The organism is Streptomyces sp. NPDC032198, assembly GCF_040636975.1.
Taxonomy (GTDB): domain Bacteria; phylum Actinomycetota; class Actinomycetes; order Streptomycetales; family Streptomycetaceae; genus Streptomyces.
This window is the reverse complement of sequence record NZ_JBEZVL010000001.1, coordinates 720,868-739,751: the sequence shown is the minus strand read 5'-3', so window position 1 is coordinate 739,751 and position 18,884 is coordinate 720,868. Positions and strand designations below refer to the sequence as shown.

The following is an 18,884-nucleotide window of genomic DNA, read 5'->3' as shown; positions in this document are numbered from 1 at the left end:
GTCACCGGCGCGGAGGCCAGCAGGGCCGAAGGACGGTTCGGAAGGAGCGGGGCGATGGTGGCAGGAATGCTCGCCGGGACCGTGGCGGCGGCGGTGCTCGCGGCAGGCGGTGGCACGGTCGACGCGGACGGGCCTTGTTACGAGATCCGGGTCGGAGCGCGGTTCGCGCCGCCCACGGCCTTCGTCGCCTCGTCGGCGATCACGTACGACAGGAAGCTCGTCCCCGCCGGGTCGCGGATCGAGGTCGAGCAGCGGAGCGAGCCGGGCGACATGGCGGTCACAGTCCGGGTGAAGGGGATGAAGCCCGGTCACGCGTACGGCGTGCATGTGCACCAGAAGCCGTGCGGCGCCGACCCGGCCGCGGCCGGTGGGCACTACCAGCACCGCGAGGACCCGGTCCAGCCCTCCAAGGACCCGGCCTACGTCAACCCGGAGAACGAGGTCTGGCTGGACTTCACCGCGGGCAAGGACGGCTCGGGCGGGGCGACCGCCCGCCACGGCTGGGAGTTCCGGCCCGGCGGGGCCGCATCCGTCGTGCTGCACCGCGAGCAGGGCGGCGCGGGTGACCGGGTGGCGTGCTTCACGGTGCCGTTCGGCCCCGTCGGCTGAGGCCTCGGAGCGGCGAGAGGTCTGAACGTGACGGCGCCTCCTTCCCCGTACTTCGTACTCGTACGGGGAAGGAGGCGCCGTCACGCCAAGCTGCGCGTGAACGCGTGAACGCGTCAGGCGGCCACCGGCGTCCGCTCCGACGCCGACTCGTCCGCCTTCTCGCCGCGGGAGGCGAAGAGGCGGTCGAGGCCGAGCGCGCCCGAGCCGGTGAAAACGAACAGGAGCATGGCCCAGCAGAAGATCGCCGAGGCCTCTCCGCCGTTCTGCAGCGGCCACAGGGCCTCCGGCTGGTGCACCTTGAAGTAGGCGTACGCCATCGATCCGGACGAGATGAACGCCGCGGCGCGGGTGCCGAGGCCGAGGGCGACCAGGGCGCCGCCGACCAGCTGGATGACAGCCGCGTACCAGCCCGGCCAGGTGCCCGCGTCGATCGTGCCGCCGCCCATCGCGCCACCGAGCACGCCGAAGAGCGAGGCGGCGCCGTGACAGGCGAAGAGCAGGCCGATGACGATGCGGAACAGCCCGAGGGCGTAGGGCTGGGCGCTGTTGAGACGTCCAGTCATGTGGGGGACTCCTTCGGTTTTTGGGGACGGTAACCGAGCGGAGGCCCAAGGTTAGGGGAACCTAATCAATGCTTGCAAGTTCAACATCTGGCCATTCGGGAGATTCCGCTCTTCTCGCGGACGGGACCCTTCCCCTCGCAGATGGGGCCTCCGCCGCGCCCGCCGCCGTCCGCAGCACGGCCCGTGCCACCGCGTCCGCGTCCGACAGGGTCACCGAGTCGACACCCGGCCTGGCCCCGGCGGCCGTCACCCAGTGCACGCCCTCGGTGGGCACTCCGAACGCGAACCTCCTTGCGTGGAAATGACCTTGACGGTCGATCAGGTGATAGGGGCGGGGTGTGACGTCGAGGCCTCCGGTTTCGTAGCCGTCGACCACGTGGGCGCGGCACTGGCCCGTCCTCAGGAGCTGCCCGAGCAGCTCGTCCGCGGTGCGCCGCACGTCCGGTTCGGGGAGCCGGGCCTCGATCACTGTGGTGACCGACACATCCGACCCCGGTACGTCGGGGGAGTGCGCGCGATACGTCCCGTCCGCGGCGGGCCGCACGTCGAGCCGCGGGCCGAGCACCTCGACGACGCCCGCCTCGATCAGCGCCGTCATCTCCTCGATGCGGCGCCGGGGCGGGCCGATCGAGAGGAAGGCGTTGAGCGGTGTGTACCAGCGGTCCAGGTGTTCGCGGCGCGAAGCCCCGGACAGGCCGCCGTGGTCGAGGATCAGGCGGAGCTCGTTGCGCAGGTCGCGCAGCACGTCCAGGGCGGACTTCAGCGGGCTCTCGACGTTGCCGAGCGCGGCCTGTGCGGTGTCCTCGCGCAGATACGCGAGCAGCCAGGCGCGGAAGTCGTCCGGGGAGCGGAAGGTGCGGCCGGAGTGCGGCTGGGCGAGCCGGTCCCAGGACCAGCGTGCGGCCTCGGGGATGCCGAACTCGTCCAGTACGAGGGCTTCTTGAGGGCTGTGGTGCGGTGCGGCGAGGAAGGAGTCCCGGAAGTCCGTTGCGCGCCCGGCGGGTTGGACGAGGGCGGTGTAGTAGACCGTCTCCACCTCCTTCGCCACCAGCGGCCATATCTCGTCCAGGAAGTCCGGGGCGTCACCGCTGTCCGCGCGCTTGCGGAAGCGGGCTATGACGTCGGAGGTGAGGGCGAGCGGCTCGTGCCGTCCGTAGGGGCCCTTCGCGTTGTCGCCGCGCGCTTGGTAGGGGATGCCGCGCCGGGAACCCGCGTACAGCTTCGGCTCGTGCCCCGATGGCTGATACCGCAGGCCGCCGCCTCGCGTGCCGTCCACCGCGTTGCCCGGCGCCGGGGTGAAGCGTCCGCCGCGGCCCACCGTCAGGAGCGCCATGTGGTCGAAGAAGTTCAGGCCGAGCCCGCGCAGCAGGACACGTTCACCGGGGGCCACGGCCGACAGGTCCACGTCGGCGGGGTTGGCGGGCGGTATGTGGCGCAGGCCGTGCCGCGCCGCGTGCGCGGCGAGGTGCTCCTGCCCTTCGTCGCTGTGCGTGGGGAGGTGGCCCTGCGCGAGGACGACGGCGCTGAGCCCGGGGAGTTCGCGGCCGCTGTCGAGTACGAGGGTCTGGGCGCCGTCACCCGGGCCGTCGAGCCGTACGGCCCGTGCCGCGTGCACCTCGACCCGGACCGTTCCGGGGGCCCGGCGCAGGGTCTCGGCGAAGACCCACTCCAGATAGCGGCCGTAGCAGGCGCGGGTCGGGTAGTCGTCCGGGCCGAGCCCCGGAGCGTGGCCGGCGGCGGCCCACGCGTACAGGCTCGGCCCCTGCCGGACCGGCCCCGCGCAGTCGACGCTGTCGTCGGTGAAGAGGGTCACCTGTGAGGCCACCGTGTTCATGAGTAGCTCGGCCGGCTGGGCGGTGCGCCAGACGCGTCCCGGCCCCGGGGGAGAGGGGTCGACGACGTGGACCGTCAGCCGTGCTCCCGGCGGCAGGAGTTCGACCGCGGATGCGCAGAGGCGCTCCAGGACACTCGTGCCGCGGGGCCCCGCGCCGACGACGGCGACTGCTACGTCATGCTCCGGTGCGGCCTCTGCGGATGGTGCGGACAAAGGTGTGACTCCCGGGCATAGGAGGGGGTGTGGGGGGCGGTGGCGCGAGGTGGGGTGGGCGGCGATGGAAGCGGACGGTCCGCCTCATCATGCCGCCGGAAGCCCCGAAGTCGAACCCATGGCGAAGGATCGCCAGACGGGTGTGGGCTGCGTCACACGATGCCCATGGGGCGCCCGTCGCCTTTGCGGGGCTATGGGGAATAAGGGGGGTGCGCGAGGTCTCGGGGAGGTCTGGGGGGAGAGGTCCGTGACGAGAAGCCCAGGGGATTTATCCGGGGTTGAGGGAGCTGCGGGGCTGCGCTCCCTCAGCCCCGCGAGGCCCCCCGGCGTCGCCCGCTCACGAGAGTTTTGACTCCTGGGTCGTCTCCAGGTGTACGCCGACGCCCTTTACCGCCCGGGCCTGATCCAGGCGTACGTCCGCCGAGCGGCCTCGTAGCGTCAGTGTCATGAGTTGGTTGCCGAACCAAGGGCCGCCCGTTCTGCGCCAGTTGATCGCGGCCCGTTTCGTTCGTCCGTGGCGCACGAAGCGGCGGCCGAGGGCGCGGCCCACCCTGCTCCAGCCGAAGTGGAAGCCCAGCTTTATCGACGCGGGGATGGAGTTGTGGATGGGGGAGCACGTCAGTTGCAGGACGCGGGCGTCGGGACCGCCGCCACCCGGCCACGTGGGTTCCGCGATGTACGCGTGGTGGACGTCGCCGGAGAGCACACACACCGTCGCCGGTGCGCCCGCGCCCGTGCCCGCCTCCGCGATCAGGGAGGTCAGCGCGTCGAAGGACGAGGGGAACGCCGCCCAGTGCTCCAGGTCCGAGCGCCTGCGCAGGTCCTCGCCGAAGCGGGCCCAGCGCGCGCCGCGCTCGCCACGGCACAGCGCGGCGTTCCAGCCCTCGGCGTCATGGATGAGGTGCGGCAGCAGCCACGGCAGTGATGTCCCGATCAGCAGGTGGTCGACGCTGCCTGCGTCGCCCGCACCGGCTGCCTCGCCCACGCCGTCCAGGGCCTGCTCCCGCAGCCAGCGGGCCTCATCCGGGTCGATCATCGCGCGGTTCTGCTCGTCGAGTACGCGCGCCGCCCGTGTGTCGATCATCAGCAGGCGTACGCGCCCGAAGTCCCGGCGGTAGCTCCACCGCGTCGCCGTGGGATCGGCGTCCGAGGCCGCCGCGAAGGCACGCAGCGCGTCCGTGCCGTCCGGCGTCGAACGCAGCGAGGCGTACAGCTCGTCGCGCTCCAGTTCGGCGGGCGGCAGATTGCCGATGTGCTGGTAGACCCAGTACGACATCAGGCCGCTCAGCACGCGCTCGCGCCACCACGGCGTCGCCCGCATCTCGGCGAGCCAGGCCGCGCTGGTGTTCCAGTCGTCTATGACGTCGTGGTCGTCGAAGATCATGCAGCTCGGCACGGTGGAGAGCAGCCACCGGACCTCGGGGTCGAGCCACGACTCGTAGTAGAGGTGGGTGTACTCCTCGTAGTCCGCGACCTGGTCGCGGATGGGGTCTCCCCTGTTCGAGCGAAGTCGAGAACTTGGGGAAGGGTCGTTCAGGTTCCGCCGTGCCGCGAGCCAGCGGCGCGTCGCATCGGACGTGTTGTCCGCGTACACCTGGTCGCCCAGGAGGAGCAGGACGTCCGGGCGGTCGGCCGCCGTGCCCGTGGCCATCCGGGCGGCGAGGGTGTCCAGGGCGTCGGGCCCGACGGGGTCGTGTTCGTCGCTCGGCGGTGCCGCCCAGCGGCAGGAGCCGAAGGTGACGCGGAGCGCCTCGTCGCCCTCGCCCGGCGTGCGGATGGTGCTCGGCGGGAAGGGCGACTCCGGCAGCGGCCACACGGGGACGCCGCTGTCACCGAGCCGCACCTCGTACGCGGTCTCCGTGCCCGGACGCAGCCCGGTGACCGGGATGAGCGCGTAGTGATGGCCCGCGATCTGGAACGTGTCCGCCGCGCCCTTGGCGCCGTCGGCGCACCGCACCTCGGCGGTGCACGGGCGGTCGGCCTCGACCCAGACCGTCGCCGTCGAACCGTCGACATACCTCAGCAGTGGACCCAGGCGCAGCCGTGCCACGATGATCACTCTCCTCCGTCGCCCCGTACGGTACGGAACGACGGAGGCCCGTGGCGAGGTTCCGCGGATTCCCGCTGGTTACAGGCCGGTTACCTCGCTGCTCGCAGGCAGGTGAGCTCAGCAGCCGTTGAGGATCGAGGACAGCTTGGTCTTCTCCTCCGCGTTCACGGTGAGCTTGTAGTAGTGCTTCACGTCCACCCACATCCGGGCGTAGTAGCAGTGGTACGACGCGGTGGGCGGCATCCACTCCGCCGGGTCCTGGTCGCCCTTGCTCTGGTTGACGTTGTCGGTGACGGCGATCAGCTGGGGGCGGGTGAGGTCGTTGGCGAAACCTTCCCGCTGGGCGGTGGTCCAGCCGCTCGCGCCGGACTTCCAGGCCTCGGAGAGCGGGACGACGTGGTCGATGTCGACGTCGGCCGCGGCGGTCCAGGTGCCGCCGTCGTAGGGGGACTTCCAGGTGCCCGAGGTGGCCGCGCAGCTGGAGTCCTGCTGGACGTTCGTGCCGTCGCGCTTGAGGACGACCTCTCGGGTGTTGCAGGCCCCGGACTGCGTGCTCCAGTGCGGGAACTTCTCGCGGCTGTAGCCGTCGGACGAGCCCTCGGCCTTCACGGTGAGCTGCCCCAGGTAGGTGCGGGCGGTGGCGGCGGAGACCGGGGCCGGGGGAGCGGCCTGGGCGGGGGCGCCGGTGAGGAGGGCCGCCCCGGAGGCGAGCGCGGTGAGGGCGGTGAGAGTGGCGAGGCGTCGACGCGCGTAGACAGCGGACATACGAACTCCCTTGATGTGGGGGGATGTTGGCCGTTGGGGCGGCCATGCTGACGCGGTGGGGTTTCCTGCGGATGTGCGTCAGGTGACAGGGTCGCGTCAATCAGGTGGTTAGTTCAAGAGTTCTGGCGCAGTGTCATGGCCGGTCATCTGTGCGGGAGTTGGCGGAAGGGTGCCGGATGGCCCTCGGGGAGCTCGCCGATGGTGACCTGGGTCACCTTCCGGAGAGGGCGAAAGGCCCCGGTCCGGGGTGCGCGGACGTCCCGTACGATGGATGGCGCAGAAGGGGAGTAGCTCTTCGCCGGACCGTCGACATACTGCTCAGCTCGTCTGAGCCGGCGCCCGGAGGCAGACCCCGTCATCGACGTGGTCGGCCAGCGAGACCTTCGGCAAGCAGTACCCGACGTACACGACCGTGTACGTCCGTGTGTGCTGCCGTGCCGAGGTGTCGTACGTGATGTACAGATTGCTCTCGGTGGGGCAGCCCCGACCGATTGAGGAACCTTGATCAGCATCAGCGTGATGGCGCTCGTCTTCGGCGTCGTCTTCCTTGCCGAACTCCCGGACAAGACAGCGCTGGCCGGGCTCGTCCTCGGGACGCGCTACCGCGCCTCGTACGTCTTCGTCGGGGTCGCCGCCGCCTTCGTCGTCCATGTAGTGCTCGCCGTCGCGGCGGGCAGCGTGCTGACGCTCCTGCCCCAGCAACTCCTGCACGCGCTCACCGGCGTCCTCTTCCTCGGCGGGGCGGCGATGCTGCTCCTGAAGGGCGGCGGCGACGACGAAGAGGTCCGCGAGCCCAAGGACCAGAGCTTCTGGAAGGTCTCCGGCGCGGGCTTCATGCTGATCCTGGTCGCCGAGTTCGGTGACCTGACGCAGATCATGACCGCGAACCTGGCCGCACGGTACGACGACCCGCTCTCCGTGGGTCTTGGCGCGGTGCTCGCGCTGTGGGCGGTCGCCGGGCTCGGCATCGTCGGCGGAAAGGCGCTGATGAAGCGCGTGCCGCTGTCGCTCATCACCAAGATCGCGGCGCTGTTGATGACGGCGCTGGGTGTGTGGAGCCTGTACGAGGCGATTGCCTGAATTGCCTGAGGTGAGCCGGTCGGCCCTGGTCTCGGACCGCCTTGTAAGGGGTGTGACCTGCGGTGCTGGCGTCTGGTGGCCCCTTTTTGTATCGTGGAGGAACAAAGTGGCTCCGCCCGTGTTCCCTGACCGGCGGGCGGGGCTGCCTTGATTCTTTTCTCCGCAGAATCTCCCACTCCCCTTCCCGCTCCCCCTGTGCTCTGGAGTACGTCGATGACGGCTGAGACTGCCCCTGTACTGACCGCCCGGGCCCTCCTCCTGGACATGGACGGGACCCTCGTCAACTCCGACGCCGTGGTCGAGCGCTGCTGGCGGCGCTGGTCCGAGCGGCACGGGCTCGACTTCGACGAGGTCATCAAGGTCGTCCACGGGCGCCAGGGGTACGCGTCGATGGCGGTACTGCTGCCGGAGCGGGCCATGGAGGAGAACTACGCGGAGAACCGCGAGATGCTGGCCGCCGAGACCGCGGACATGGAGGGTGTCGTCCCCGTGCCGGGGGCCGCTGCCTTCCTGGCCTCGCTCGAGGGGCTGCCGCACGCGCTCGTGACGTCCGCGGACGTTCCCCTGTCCACCGGGCGGATGGCTGCGGCCGGGCTTTCGCTGCCCGCCGTGCGCGTCACCGCCGAGAGCGTGGGCGCGAGCAAGCCCGATCCCGAGGGGTTCCTCAAGGGGGCCGCGGAGCTGGGCTTCGACCCCGCTGACTGCGTGGTCTTCGAGGACTCCGGGGCGGGCATCGCCGCAGGGCTCGCGGCGGGCATGCGGGTCGTGGGGATCGGCCCCCGGGCCGCGGAGTTCGGGCCCACCGTGCATGTCGCCGATCTGACGGAGGTACGGGTGGAGCCGGTCGCCGGTGGCGGGCTTCAGCTCAGCTTCGGCTGATCTTGGCCGGTCTTCGGGCTCTGGGGCGTTGGCCCTTGGCCTCCGGCCTCTGACCTCTGCGAAGTTTTCGGCGCCCTGCACCCTTGCGGTGCGGGGCGCCTTCGCGTTCCCGGCGTCCCCCGCGTTCCTGGGGCTCCCTACGGCTCCCTCGTCTCCGCCTCCAATGCCGCCCGCGTCTTCTTCCCGTAGACCCCCTCGCCGTCGCCCTGCGTCGCGCGGGCGTACTGGAAGCGGGACACCGCGTCCGCCACCTCGGAGCCGTACGTGCCGTCGGCGTCGTCCATGTACAAGTACAGCTGCTGCAGGCGCTTTTGGAGTTCCACGACCTCAGGGCCCTCGTCGCCGCGGCGCAGCACGCCCCCGGCCTTCGGTGCCGACGGCTCCACGGAACCCGTTGCCCGTGCCGTCGAGCGGCTCGGCGGCGTGGTGGACCGTGGCTTGGCCGAGGCGGTGCGCGACGGGGACGGGGAGGTGCTCTCCTTGTGCGACGGCGACGAGGAAGCCGACGCGGACGGGGGCGCGGAGGGCGACGTGGAAGCCGCAGGCGTCGACTTCGGCGGCTCCGTGGCGGAGTCGGACGCGGCGGTCACCGCTCGGGTCGGCACGTCCGGCAGCGACTGGTCCCGCTGCGGCTTGTCGGGCGCGAGCAGCACCGCCGCCAGCACTGCGACGGCCACCACGGCCGCCACGGCGCCCGCCCCCGCGTACAGGCGGACACGGCGGCTGCGCCGCGGCTCCGGCCCGTCGTCGTACGGCGGAGTGGGCGAGGGCTGGTCTCCTTCCGGCCCGGAAGATTCCGGAGACCCCGAGGGGCCCGGGAGCCCCGAGGGTCCCGAGGCGAGCCCCGAGGACCCCGGGGCCGCTCCTGTCGGCGTCCCCGGCGCGAACAGCCCCACGTCCGCCGACCGAGGCGGGACCGGAGCCTCGGTCTCCGGCGGGAGAACGGGCGAGGGAACCGACCTCGCTCCCGGCCCCGGATCAGGCGCCTCCGCCTCCCCGGAACCCGGCTCCGGCAGCGTCACATAGGGACGTATTCGCAGCGGATCGAAGTCCTCCGCGGCGGCCGCGTCCGCGGACCTCGCGTCCCGCGCCGCGTCGGCGGCCCGCTCCGTACAGCCGCAGGCAGGAGCGCTGCCCGATGCCCGCGACGTACCGCATTCGGGGCAGAGCTGGCCGTCCCGGCCGCCCAGGCCGGGCACGCCGTCCCCACCGGTGTCCCCGCCCCTGTCCCCGCTGCCGTCGGCGCCGCTCGGGCGTCTCTCCCTGCTGCTCACTCTTCGTACCCCACCCCTAGAGAACTCCAGCGATTATGCAGACCCCCGCTTCAACAGGCCATAACGGGTCACACGCACCAGGATGGAGAGGGAGGGGCCCCGCGCGCGATGCCGCAGGACTCGCGGGAGCCCTCAGGAGGTGTCCATGACGCAGGAAGTCAGCGCCCGCCCCGCGGGGCCGGAGCCGGATCCCGTCCCCGGGCCACCGGACGAGCACGCGCACGGCGGCGTACTGGTCTCCATCGGTGCGCTGCTGCTCGGCATGCTGCTCGCCGCCCTCGACCAGACCATCGTCTCGACCGCGCTGCCCACCATCGTCAGCGACCTCGGCGGCATGGAGCACCTCTCCTGGGTCGTCACCGCGTATCTGCTCGCCGCGACGGCCGCGACGCCGCTCTGGGGCAAGCTCGGCGACCAGTACGGCCGCAAGAAGCTGTTCCAACTCGCCATCGTGATCTTCCTGGTCAGCTCGGCGCTCTGCGGCATGGCGCAGAACATGCCGCAGCTCATCGGCTTCCGCGCGCTCCAGGGAATCGGCGGCGGCGGACTGATGGTCCTGTCGATGGCGATCGTCGGCGACATCGTCTCGCCGCGCGAACGAGGCAAGTACCAGGGCCTGTTCGGTGCGGTCTTCGGAGCGACGAGCGTCCTCGGTCCGCTGCTCGGCGGCCTCTTCACCGAGCACCTCAGCTGGCGCTGGGTCTTCTACATCAACCTCCCGATCGGCGTGGTCGCGCTCGTCGTCATCGCCGCGGCCCTGCACATCCCGGTGCGCTCGACGAAGCACGTCATCGACTATCTCGGCACCTTCCTGATCGCGGCCGTCGCCACCTGCCTCGTCCTCGTCGCCTCGCTCGGCGGCACCACCTGGGAGTGGGGATCGCCGCAGATCATCGGCCTCGCGGTGCTCGGCGTCGTGCTCGCCGTGGGCTTCGTGACCATCGAGCGCAGGGCGGCCGAACCAGTCATCCCGATGAAGCTGTTCCGGGTCAGGACGTTCACGCTCTCCGCGATCATCAGCTTCGTGGTCGGCTTCGCGATGTTCGGCGCGATGACCTATCTGCCGACGTTCCTCCAGGTCGTCCAGGGGGTCTCGCCGACGATGTCGGGCGTGCACATGCTGCCGATGGTGATCGGCATGCTCATCTCGTCGACCGCGTCCGGCCAGATCGTCAGCCGTACGGGCCGCTGGAAGGTGTTCCCCGTCGCGGGCACCGGCGTCACGGCGCTCGGCCTGCTCCTGCTCCACCAGCTCGACGAGAACAGCTCCACGGGCGAGATGAGCGCCTACTTCTTCGTCTTCGGCTTCGGGCTCGGCCTGGTCATGCAGGTCCTGGTGCTGATCGTGCAGAACGCGGTCCCGTACGGGGATCTGGGCGTCGCCACGTCCGGCGCGACGTTCTTCCGCTCCATCGGGGCCTCGTTCGGTGTCGCGATCTTCGGCACGATCTTCGCCAACCGCCTCGTCACCGAACTCTCCGACGCCGTCGCGGGCCAGAACCTGCCGCCCGGCGTCAGCGCGGACTCCCTCACGGCCGATCCACGGGGCATCGCCGCCCTGCCGCCGACGCTGCGGTCCGATGTCGTGCACGCGTACGCCTCGTCCATCACGGACGTCTTCCTGTACGCGGCGCCGGTGGCCCTGGTCGCCTTCGTCCTCGCCTGGTTCCTGCGCGAGGACAAGCTGCGCGGCTCGGTCACGGCACCGGATCCGACGCAGACGCTCGCCAGCAATCCCGTCGAGCGTTCGTCGTACGACGAGGTGGCGCGGGCGCTCTCGGTCCTCGGCACGCGGGAGGGCCGCCGCGAGATCTACGTACGCATCACCGAGCGCGCGGGCTACGACCTGCTGCCGGCTGCCAGCTGGCTCCTGCTGCGGATCAGCCGCCACGGACACGTGGAGCCGGCGGCGCTGGCCGAGCGCAGCACCGTACCGCTGAGTGTGATCACGGAGGCCTCGCGGCAGGTCGAGGAGCGCCGTCTCGCCCGGCGCGAGGGCATGGGGCTGACCTTGACCGACGAGGGGCGGGCCGCCGTCGTCGGTCTCTCCAGGGCTCGCGAGGAGTCCCTGTCCGAGCTGCTGGGCGACTGGTGGGGCCCGGACCGGCCCACCGACCTGGTCAAGCTCGTCGAGGAACTCGGCGCCGAGATGTGCGGCTCGGACTCCGAACGGCCGCACGACGGCAGGCCGCCACAGCGCGGGGTGGCGGCCTGAGCGGCGCCGCCACCCCGCTCCGGCCGGGGCGTACAGGAGGGCCCGGTCGGCTCAACTGGTTGCGGGGGAGAGCTTCTTGGCGTACCAGCACTCGGCGTACATCCGCTCGGTGAGCGGCTCGCTCTCCTCGTAGCCGTGCCGTGCGTAGAGCGCCCTGGCCTCGACCAGATCGAGGCGGGTGTCGAGGATGATGCGCTCCGCGCCGAGCGCGCGGGCGGCGTCCTCGGCGGCGGCGAGGAGGAGCCCGGCGCCGCCCTTGCCACGCATGTCCTCACGGAGGAAGACACGCTTCAGCTCGGCGGTGCTCGCGCCCTTCAGCTCGCCCAGGAGCCGCACCCCGGCCGTCCCGGCGGGCTCGCCCCCGTAACGGGCGACGAAGAGCACGCCGGTGGGCGGACGCAGTTCGTCGCCGGTCTCGGCCGCGACCTCGCGCTCCAGCTCCTCGGGTGCGGTCCTGTGCCCCTCGTGGAGGAGGTAGTACCGGTCGCTCACCTCCGTGTAGTACGCGCGCCAGAGCGCCGCCGCGGCGGGGGAGTCGACGGCTTCGGGGGCGACGGTCCAGGAGGGGGCGGCTTCGGAGGCCGTGGTACCGGTCTTGATGTGGGTGCTCATGGGGGCCATTCTCGGGACGCGACTGCGCTGCCCCGCAAGCGAATTACCGGCCCCTGGGCCTTGGGCCGCGGGTCACTGGGCCGTGGCCCTGCTCATGGGCCTGCTCGTGGCCCTGCTGAGGTCAGTCCTTGCGCCCGGTGGCGGCGACACCTACGCCGAGCCCGATCATGGTGAGCCCGCCGACGCCGCCGATCATCGAGAGCCGCCGCGGCGAGCTCGCGAACCAGCCGCGCGCGGTGGCCGCGACCAGGCCCCACACGCTGTCGGATGCCACGGCGATGGCATTGAAGACGAGGCCGAGCACCAGCATCTGCAGCGCGACGTGCCCCTGCTCGCGGTCCACGAACTGCGGCAGCACGGCGGCGAAGAAGACGATGGTCTTGGGGTTGGCCACACCGACGGCGAACCCCTCCCACAACGTACGCAGGCCACCGCGGGCGGGGCCTTCACCGCTGAACGCGGCGTGCAGGGAGCCGCGTTGGCGCACCGCCTTGACCCCCAGGTACACCAGGTAGGCGGCGCCGAGCAGCTTCAGCGCCGTGAAGACGACGACCGAGCGCTCGACGACGGACCCGACCCCGAGGGCGACGGCCACGACGAGCACGTACGCGCCGATCGTGTTCCCCACCACCGAGGTCAGCGCGGCACGGCGCCCCTGCGCCAGCGCCCGCCCGATCACGAACAGGACGCTGGGCCCGGGGACCACAATGAGCAGGAACGACATGGCCGCGAAGGCGAGTAGCCGATCGATGGACAGCATGGCCTCATGGCACCACGGGGCGGGCGCGCATCGGTACCGCTTTTCCGCCCCGCCCGCCCTGTCCGGGATGGCGGCTAGCTCTTGGGCGAGGCCTGCTGCACGACCTCGAAGGACCACACCGCGGCGCTGCTCGAAGCAGGCTTGGGCCGCTCCCCGCCGGCTGCGCCACCGCCCTGGTGCGCGGCCTTCATCGGGCCCTCCATCCACGCCTTGAAGGACTCCTCGTCACGCCACCGCGTGTAGACGAGGTAGTCGTCGGTCCCTTCGATGGGACGGAGAAGCTCGAACCACTCGAAGCCGTCGGAGTTCTCCACGGCCCCGGCACGGGACGCGAAACGCTTTTCGAGGATTTCCCGCTGTTCGGCCGGGACGGTCAACACGTTGATCTTGACGATGCTCATGGGGCCCATCCTGCCGCAGGGGCGCCCGGAGCCGGAGCCGCGGGGCGGGGTGCGTGGGGGTCAGGACCAGATGGCCAGCTCGCCTCCGGTGATGCGGGTGAGTTCTTCCGGCATGGGCCCCCTATGGCTCCATTCCGTATGGCCCTACTCCGCCTCCGACGTCGGTTTGCCGGGTGGGGTTGGGCGGTTGGTGAAGAGGGTGAGGTGCCAGGTGCCGTTCTTTTTCAGGACGCTGAAGGTGTCGTGTGTGTTCCTGCCGGATTTTTCCTGTGCCGTCAGCTTTGCCGAGCCTGTGTCGGGGCCTATGTCCAGGTCGACCTGGATCTTCTTGACCGACAGTTCTCGGCCGCCCTTGTCGGCGAGGATTCTGCGGGCCTCGTTGCGGGCGCGGGCGTCGTTCGGGACGCCGCCCACTTCGATCAGCCGGTTCGCGTCGCGGCTGTTCAGTGCCGTGACGTAGGACTCGACTGCCTTGCGGGCGCCCTGCTTTGAGGCGGAGGCGGAGGTGGTCGTGGAGTCTCCGGAGCCGCACGCCGCCAAGAAGGGTGAAAGGAGCGCGGCGGTCAGGGCCGCGGATGCTGCTGAGTGGCGTCGGGGCATGGTGGCCTAGCTCCTGTCCGCGTGGCGATCGCGCCAGGTTCGGGCCACCTCGTCCACGTCGAAGGGTTTCAGGCCCAGCGGCGGGCCCGGGGGCGGCATGCGCAGGGCCTCGCGGATCTTGGCGTTGAGGTCCGTCACCAGTCGGCGGGCGGCCTGCTCGGACGGGGCTTCGGGAGCCGCGGCCAGGACGTCCTCGGCCTCCTTGCGCAGGGCCAGCGTCGGCGGGAGGTGGGACAGGCCCTCCCGGACCATCTTCTGCTTCACCCACCACTGCTCGTCGTGCGAGGCGGTGTCGAGGCCCTCAGGGAGCGGCTTGCCGCGCCCTGGCAGCGTGGCGAAGTCGCCGCGCTCCTCCGCCTCACGGATCTGCTTGTCGATCCAGGACTCGAAGTCGACCCCAGGTGGCTTCCGTTCGGTCATGGGTTCATTGTTCCAAGTGCCCGTGCTTTCGCGCGAGGGGCGCCTTAGGATGCGGCGGCGCGGTGTGGAGCGGTGGGGCGTGGCGCGAAGCGGCTCCATGGAGCGCGTCCGGTCGTAGAGAGTGGGGGAGCTTACGTGCTGGAGCTGACCATGGCCTTCTTGTCCGGGGCGGACGAAGGGGCGACGGCGGGCATGCTCATGGCCGACGCGCCGAGCGCGCCGGGTTCCGTGCTGCGGGTGGGGCGCGATCGCGGCGTGTGCCGTCTTGTGCCGCCCGACGACTGGCTGTTCGTCTCGCGCACGCATCTGGAGTTCCGCTGCGGGCCCGACGGGACCTGGACCGTCACCTGGCTGCGCGGGTCGCATCCCGAGCCCGCGTCGGAGGTGCGGCTCACCGTGGGCGGGGCGCCGTCGCCTCTCGCGTACGGGGGGACGGCGCCGCTGCCACGGGGCGGATCCGGTGATGTCGTCATTCAGGACCGGGCCGGGCCGCGCAGCGTGAACGTCGGCTTTTATCAGGAGGGTTGAGCGCAGGAGGGTTGCGGCCGGGCGAGTCGGTGCGGTGCTTTTCGGGCCTGGCGTGGTGCCTAGTCCAGTACTCGGGCCACCGCCAGGCCGTCGTAGCCCTTCGTGCCCACCGTCTGCAGCGCCGTTCCGGTCAACTTCGGGTGGCTCGCGATGAGTTCCAGCGCCTTGCGCGTTCCCTGCACGCTGGGGTCCGTGCTGTCGGCGTCGGCCACCGCACCGCTTCGTACGACGTTGTCGACGATGATGAGGCTGCCGGGGCGGGTCAGTTTGAGTGACCACTCCACGTAGTGCGGGTTGTTGGCCTTGTCCGCGTCGATGAAGACCAGGTCGAAGGGGGCCGCCTCCTCGGCCACGAGCGCGGCGAGCGAGTCGAGGGCCGGGCCCACCCGGACCTCGGTGAGCTTGTCGAGGCCGGCGCGGGCAAGGTTGCCGCGGGCCACGTCGGCGTGGACCGGGGAGTACTCCAGGGTGATCAGGCGGCCGTCCGCGGGCAGCGCGCGGGCCAGCCAGATGGTGCTGTAACCGCCGAGCGTGCCGATCTCGAGGATGCGGTGCGCGCCCTGGATCTGGGCGATGAGCTGGAGCAGCTTGCCCTGGTTCGGCGCGACGCTGATCTGCGGCAGACCGGCTGCGTCGCTGTCGTGCAGGGCCGCGGTCAGCGCCTCGTCGGCGGGGGTGAGCAGGTCGGTGAAGTACGTGTCCACCGCGGTCCATTGCTGCTGGGTCATGGGGGCCTTTCCGAACGTTCGTTAGGTTCTCTAACGATGTTAGTGGGGTGGGGGTCGATTGTCAGCGGGGACTCGCATACTGGGGTCGTCGGGCTGTGACGGCGGGACGAGGGCTGTGGCTGCGGGGGTTGAGATGACGTACGGGACTGGGGCGGGGCCAGGGGTCGGGACCGGAGCGGAGTTGCCCGCGGCGGCGATCCGGGGGCTTGCCGACCGGTGGCTGCCGCTGATGGCTTCGCCGGGCTCGGCGGACGGGCATGCCCGGAGTGGCGGGGCGGGCGCGGGAGACTTCGTGTGCTCGCCCGCGGGGCTGTGGCTCGCGCTGGCCGCCGTCGCGGTGGGCGCGCGGGAGGAAACGGCTGGGGAGCTGGGGGAGTTGCTCGGCGTCGCAGGCGAGGAGGCCGCCGGTGTGGTCACGGCGGCCGCGCGGGCGCTGGCCTCCACGGACGCGGTGGCCGTCGCCACCCGGGTGTGGAGCCGGGTTCCGGTGTACCGAGCCCATCGGGAAGGGCTGCCGGACGTCGGATTCGGGCCGATGGACCCGGAGGGCATCGACGCGTGGGTGCGGGAGGCGACGAACGGGCTGATCGAGCGGCTGCCGGTGGTCATTACTCCGGATGTGCTGCTGGTGCTGGTGAATGCCCTTGCTCTGAAAGCGCGTTGGGAGATCCCCTTCGAGGGCGCCGGCACGCGTGACCAGGACTTCACGGATGCGCTCGGCGTGCGGCACCGGGTGCCCACGATGCACCGGCCCGTCCCGCTGAACTGCGCCTGGACGGTGGGCGGCGCGAGCGTCGTCGAGCTGAAGTGCCGGGCGGAGGGCGGGCGGGCGCCTGCCCGGGTGCGGTTCGTGCTGGGTGAGCCGGGGGCCGGGGCGGCCGAGGTGCTGCCGCTTGCGTGGGCGCCGGAAGGCCGGTGGACGGGCATCGACGCCGAGCAGATCAACATGACGTTGCCGCGGATGTCCTTGCGGACGCGGGTGGACGCGACGGAGCAGTTGGCCGCCCTCGGGGTGCGGTGGGCGATGAGCGAGGGGGCCGACTTCTCCGGGATGTCTCCGGAGAAGCTCGCGATATCGCAGGTGGTGCAGGAGGCCGTGGTGAAGATCGCGGAGGAGGGGGTGGAGGCGGCGGCGGTGACGGCTGTGCCGATGGCTCCCGGCGGTGCGTATGTCCCTCGACGGATCGAGTGGATCGCCTTCAACCGGCCGTTCGGGGTGGTGGTGCTTGACGGGGGTGGGGAGGTGCCCCTCTTTACCGCCTGGCAGGCGGGGGTGCCGGGGTAAGTGGCAGGGGGCGGGGCTGAGGTTCGGGCGGGCCCTGCGGGGCTTTCCCCAATCCCGCCCCTTCCCGCTGTACCTGATGTGCGGCTCCGCCGCGCGGCAAGGGGCTCCGCCCCCTGGCCCCCGAAAAGATGGCCTCAAACGCCGGCCGGGCTGAGTCGGGAAGCGACCCAAGCGCCGGCTGGGCTGAGGGGGAAGCGCTTCAGACGCCGACCGGGCTGAGGGGGGAAGCGCCCCAAGCGCCGGCTGGGCTGAGGGGAAGCGCCTCAAACGCCCGCCAGGCTGGGAGGGAAGCGCCGCAAGCGCCCGCCACGCTGGGGGGAAAGTGCCTCAAGTGTCGGCCGGGCTGAAGGGCGCAGGCCCAGGGCTACTTCTCCACCGCCGGACGCGACCCCGGCAGTGGGCGGCCCGCGCTCTCGCTCAGGAACCACACCGCGATGCCGCCCACCACGGCCGCGGCCATCATGTAGTACGCGGGCATCATCATGTTTCCCGTCGCTCCGATCAGTGCCGTCACCACCAGCGGTGTCGTGCCTCCGAAGACCGACACGGAGATGTTGAAGCCGATGGAGAGCGAGCCGTAGCGCACCTTGGTCGGGAAGAGGGCCGGGAGCGTCGAGGGCATCGAGGCCGTGAAGCAGACCAGGAGCAGGCCGAGTGCCGCCATGCCGAGGGCGATCGCCCAGAGCGAGCCCTGGCGGATCAGGAGCAGGGCGGGGACGGAGAGGAGCAGGAAGCCCGCGCAGCCCGCGGCGATCACCGGGCGGCGGCCCACCCGGTCGGTCAGCGCGCCCGCGAACGGCTGGACGCACATCATCAGCGCCATCACGGCGAGCACGACCAGGAGCCCGTGCGTCTCGTCGTACTTCAGCTCGCTCGTCAGATAGCTCGGCATGTACGAAAGCAGCATGTAGTCCGTGACGTTGAAGACCAGGACCAGGCCCATGCACAGGAGCAGCGCCTTCCACTGGCCCGTGACCATGTCGCGCAGGCGCACCTTCGGGCGGGACTGCTCGTCCTTGTGCGCCTTGGTGAGCTCCGCGGCGAACGCCGGGGTCTCCTCCAGCTTCATCCGCAGATACAGGCCGATCAGACCCATGGGGCCCGCGATCAGGAAGGGGATGCGCCAGCCCCAGGAGACGAGGTCCTCGGTGGAGAGGAGGGCCGTCATCAGGGTCACCAGGCCCGCGCCGCCGATGTAACCGGCGAGGGTGCCGAACTCCAGCCAGCTGCCGAGGAAGCCCCGCTTCTTGTCGGGTGCGTACTCGGCGATGAAGGTGGACGCGCCCGCGTACTCGCCGCCCGTCGAGAAGCCCTGCACCAGGCGGGCGATCAGGAGGAGGATCGGGGCTCCTACGCCGATGGACGCGTAGGAGGGGATCAGGCCGATCGCGAAGGTGCCCGCCGCCATCATGATCATGGTGAGGGCGAGGATCTTCTGGCGGCCGATGCGGTCGCCGAGCGGGCCGAAGACCATGCCGCCGAGCGGGCGGATCAGGAAGGCCGCCGCGAACGCGCCGAATGTGGAGAGCAGTTGGGCCGTGGGGTTGCCCGAGGGGAAGAAGACCTTGCCCAGCGTCACGGCGATGTAGCTGTAGACGCCGAAGTCGAACCACTCCATCGCGTTGCCGAGAGCAGCCGCCTTCACCGCCCGCTTGACCAGCGCCGGGTCGACGAGGGTGACGTCCGCCGAGGCGTCCGCGGACGGAGGGGCCTGGGTCTGCGGGGCCTGGGTCTGCGGCGCTACGGGTGCGACGGGTGCGGCTGCCGGCAAGGGTTCGCTCGCCTGCCTCTCGGTTGACTGCAAGGACAGGGCCGCCCGGCGAGGGGCGGCCCGCAGGCGACCATAGGTGTAGGCAGCATCATTACGGTCGGTGTCCGGTCGGCCGCGCACCGCTCCGAAACCGCCGCTATCCAGGGCAAATGGTTCCGCTTCCGACAGTGGCCGGAAGGCGTTCTTGTGATCTATGTCGCGGTTCGCCCGGGGAACCGCCCCACGGGGTGCGGGCCGTCGTTCCATGGACGAGCGTGGACAGAAGGTGTACGGCCCGTGCAGATCGCGTTGCCATGC

The 18,884-nt window shown here is 71.1% G+C and carries 18 protein-coding genes; 6 read left to right on the top strand and 12 right to left on the bottom strand.

Features of this window, described 5'->3' with window-relative positions:
• The first annotated feature begins 54 nt into the window (after nt 1-54).
• Nucleotides 55-609 (top strand): superoxide dismutase family protein, encoded by a 555-nt coding sequence (locus tag AB0E78_RS03475; RefSeq protein ID WP_361827636.1) that lies wholly within the window; start codon nt 55-57, stop codon nt 607-609.
• Between the two features lie 113 nt (nt 610-722).
• On the opposite strand, the gene AB0E78_RS03470 is transcribed toward AB0E78_RS03475, so the two are convergent.
• The 4 genes from AB0E78_RS03470 to AB0E78_RS03455 form a co-directional block, all read right to left on the bottom strand.
• On the bottom strand, nt 723-1,172 hold the full coding sequence (locus tag AB0E78_RS03470) for a DoxX family protein (protein ID WP_361827633.1): 450 nt from the start codon (nt 1,170-1,172) through the stop codon (nt 723-725).
• Between the two features lie 61 nt (nt 1,173-1,233).
• Complete coding sequence (locus tag AB0E78_RS03465; protein WP_361827632.1) at nt 1,234-3,219, bottom strand: FAD/NAD(P)-binding protein; 1,986 nt, start codon at nt 3,217-3,219, stop codon at nt 1,234-1,236.
• 337 nt (nt 3,220-3,556) lie between these two features.
• Nucleotides 3,557-5,269: an alkaline phosphatase D family protein gene (locus AB0E78_RS03460; protein ID WP_361827629.1), complete on the bottom strand. Its 1,713-nt coding sequence runs from the start codon at nt 5,267-5,269 to the stop codon at nt 3,557-3,559.
• 117 nt (nt 5,270-5,386) lie between these two features.
• Nucleotides 5,387-6,034 carry an HNH endonuclease family protein gene (locus tag AB0E78_RS03455; protein WP_361827626.1) on the bottom strand — a complete coding sequence of 216 codons (648 nt, stop codon included), beginning with the start codon at nt 6,032-6,034 and terminating at the stop codon, nt 5,387-5,389.
• A 501-nt stretch (nt 6,035-6,535) separates the two neighbouring features.
• On the opposite strand from AB0E78_RS03455, the gene AB0E78_RS03450 reads away from it, so the two are divergent.
• Nucleotides 6,536-7,114, top strand: a complete 579-nt coding sequence (locus AB0E78_RS03450) for a TMEM165/GDT1 family protein (RefSeq protein WP_361827624.1) — start codon at nt 6,536-6,538, stop codon at nt 7,112-7,114.
• Between the two features lie 213 nt (nt 7,115-7,327).
• Nucleotides 7,328-7,993 (top strand): HAD-IA family hydrolase, encoded by a 666-nt coding sequence (locus AB0E78_RS03445; RefSeq protein ID WP_361827621.1) that lies wholly within the window; start codon nt 7,328-7,330, stop codon nt 7,991-7,993.
• A gap of 137 nt (nt 7,994-8,130) precedes the next feature.
• Here AB0E78_RS03445 and AB0E78_RS03440 read toward each other — a convergent pair whose 3' ends face one another.
• Nucleotides 8,131-9,267, bottom strand: a complete 1,137-nt coding sequence (locus AB0E78_RS03440; RefSeq protein WP_361827618.1) for a peptidoglycan-binding protein — start codon at nt 9,265-9,267, stop codon at nt 8,131-8,133.
• Between the two features lie 145 nt (nt 9,268-9,412).
• Here AB0E78_RS03440 and AB0E78_RS03435 point away from each other — a divergent pair, with 145 nt between their 5' ends.
• Complete coding sequence (locus tag AB0E78_RS03435; protein ID WP_361827616.1) at nt 9,413-11,482, top strand: MDR family MFS transporter; 2,070 nt, start codon at nt 9,413-9,415, stop codon at nt 11,480-11,482.
• A gap of 51 nt (nt 11,483-11,533) precedes the next feature.
• Here AB0E78_RS03435 and AB0E78_RS03430 read toward each other — a convergent pair whose 3' ends face one another.
• The 5 genes from AB0E78_RS03430 to AB0E78_RS03410 form a co-directional block, all read right to left on the bottom strand.
• Nucleotides 11,534-12,094 (bottom strand): GNAT family N-acetyltransferase, encoded by a 561-nt coding sequence (locus AB0E78_RS03430; RefSeq protein WP_361827613.1) that lies wholly within the window; start codon nt 12,092-12,094, stop codon nt 11,534-11,536.
• 121 nt (nt 12,095-12,215) lie between these two features.
• Complete coding sequence (locus AB0E78_RS03425) at nt 12,216-12,854, bottom strand: LysE family translocator (RefSeq protein ID WP_361827610.1); 639 nt, start codon at nt 12,852-12,854, stop codon at nt 12,216-12,218.
• Nucleotides 12,855-12,928: 74 nt separating this feature from the next.
• Nucleotides 12,929-13,255, bottom strand: coding sequence for an antibiotic biosynthesis monooxygenase (locus AB0E78_RS03420; RefSeq protein WP_361827607.1), 327 nt, complete (start codon nt 13,253-13,255; stop codon nt 12,929-12,931).
• A gap of 144 nt (nt 13,256-13,399) precedes the next feature.
• A complete protein-coding gene (locus AB0E78_RS03415) occupies nt 13,400-13,855 on the bottom strand; it encodes a hypothetical protein (RefSeq protein ID WP_361827605.1) in 456 nt (151 codons plus the stop codon).
• Nucleotides 13,856-13,861: 6 nt separating this feature from the next.
• Nucleotides 13,862-14,275 carry a DUF1992 domain-containing protein gene (locus tag AB0E78_RS03410; RefSeq protein WP_361827603.1) on the bottom strand — a complete coding sequence of 138 codons (414 nt, stop codon included), beginning with the start codon at nt 14,273-14,275 and terminating at the stop codon, nt 13,862-13,864.
• A 135-nt stretch (nt 14,276-14,410) separates the two neighbouring features.
• Between AB0E78_RS03410 and AB0E78_RS03405 the strand changes: the two genes are divergently transcribed.
• Nucleotides 14,411-14,803, top strand: coding sequence for a hypothetical protein (locus AB0E78_RS03405; RefSeq protein ID WP_361827600.1), 393 nt, complete (start codon nt 14,411-14,413; stop codon nt 14,801-14,803).
• A gap of 59 nt (nt 14,804-14,862) precedes the next feature.
• On the opposite strand, the gene AB0E78_RS03400 is transcribed toward AB0E78_RS03405, so the two are convergent.
• Nucleotides 14,863-15,531: an O-methyltransferase gene (locus tag AB0E78_RS03400; protein WP_361827597.1), complete on the bottom strand. Its 669-nt coding sequence runs from the start codon at nt 15,529-15,531 to the stop codon at nt 14,863-14,865.
• Nucleotides 15,532-15,760: 229 nt separating this feature from the next.
• On the opposite strand from AB0E78_RS03400, the gene AB0E78_RS03395 reads away from it, so the two are divergent.
• Nucleotides 15,761-16,816, top strand: coding sequence for a serpin family protein (locus tag AB0E78_RS03395; protein WP_361828504.1), 1,056 nt, complete (start codon nt 15,761-15,763; stop codon nt 16,814-16,816).
• Nucleotides 16,817-17,180: 364 nt separating this feature from the next.
• On the opposite strand, the gene proP is transcribed toward AB0E78_RS03395, so the two are convergent.
• On the bottom strand, nt 17,181-18,587 hold the full coding sequence (gene proP, locus AB0E78_RS03390) for a glycine betaine/L-proline transporter ProP (RefSeq protein WP_361827594.1): 1,407 nt from the start codon (nt 18,585-18,587) through the stop codon (nt 17,181-17,183).
• Between the last annotated feature and the right edge of the window lie 297 nt (nt 18,588-18,884).

Bases quoted from the DNA above. Each gene is read 5' to 3' on its own strand.
- AB0E78_RS03415 (WP_361827605.1), bottom strand. From the start codon at position 13,855: ATGCCCCGACGCCACTCAGCAGCATCCGCGGCCCTGACCGCCGCGCTC.
- AB0E78_RS03395 (WP_361828504.1), top strand. From the start codon at position 15,761: ATGGCTTCGCCGGGCTCGGCGGACGGGCATGCCCGGAGTGGCGGGGCG.
- AB0E78_RS03475 (WP_361827636.1), top strand. From the start codon at position 55: ATGGTGGCAGGAATGCTCGCCGGGACCGTGGCGGCGGCGGTGCTCGCG.
- AB0E78_RS03410 (WP_361827603.1), bottom strand. From the start codon at position 14,275: ATGACCGAACGGAAGCCACCTGGGGTCGACTTCGAGTCCTGGATCGAC.
- AB0E78_RS03425 (WP_361827610.1), bottom strand. From the start codon at position 12,854: ATGCTGTCCATCGATCGGCTACTCGCCTTCGCGGCCATGTCGTTCCTG.
- AB0E78_RS03420 (WP_361827607.1), bottom strand. From the start codon at position 13,255: ATGAGCATCGTCAAGATCAACGTGTTGACCGTCCCGGCCGAACAGCGG.
- AB0E78_RS03445 (WP_361827621.1), top strand. From the start codon at position 7,328: ATGACGGCTGAGACTGCCCCTGTACTGACCGCCCGGGCCCTCCTCCTG.
- AB0E78_RS03455 (WP_361827626.1), bottom strand. From the start codon at position 6,034: ATGTCCGCTGTCTACGCGCGTCGACGCCTCGCCACTCTCACCGCCCTC.
- AB0E78_RS03470 (WP_361827633.1), bottom strand. From the start codon at position 1,172: ATGACTGGACGTCTCAACAGCGCCCAGCCCTACGCCCTCGGGCTGTTC.
- AB0E78_RS03435 (WP_361827616.1), top strand. From the start codon at position 9,413: ATGACGCAGGAAGTCAGCGCCCGCCCCGCGGGGCCGGAGCCGGATCCC.
- AB0E78_RS03400 (WP_361827597.1), bottom strand. From the start codon at position 15,531: ATGACCCAGCAGCAATGGACCGCGGTGGACACGTACTTCACCGACCTG.
- AB0E78_RS03430 (WP_361827613.1), bottom strand. From the start codon at position 12,094: ATGAGCACCCACATCAAGACCGGTACCACGGCCTCCGAAGCCGCCCCC.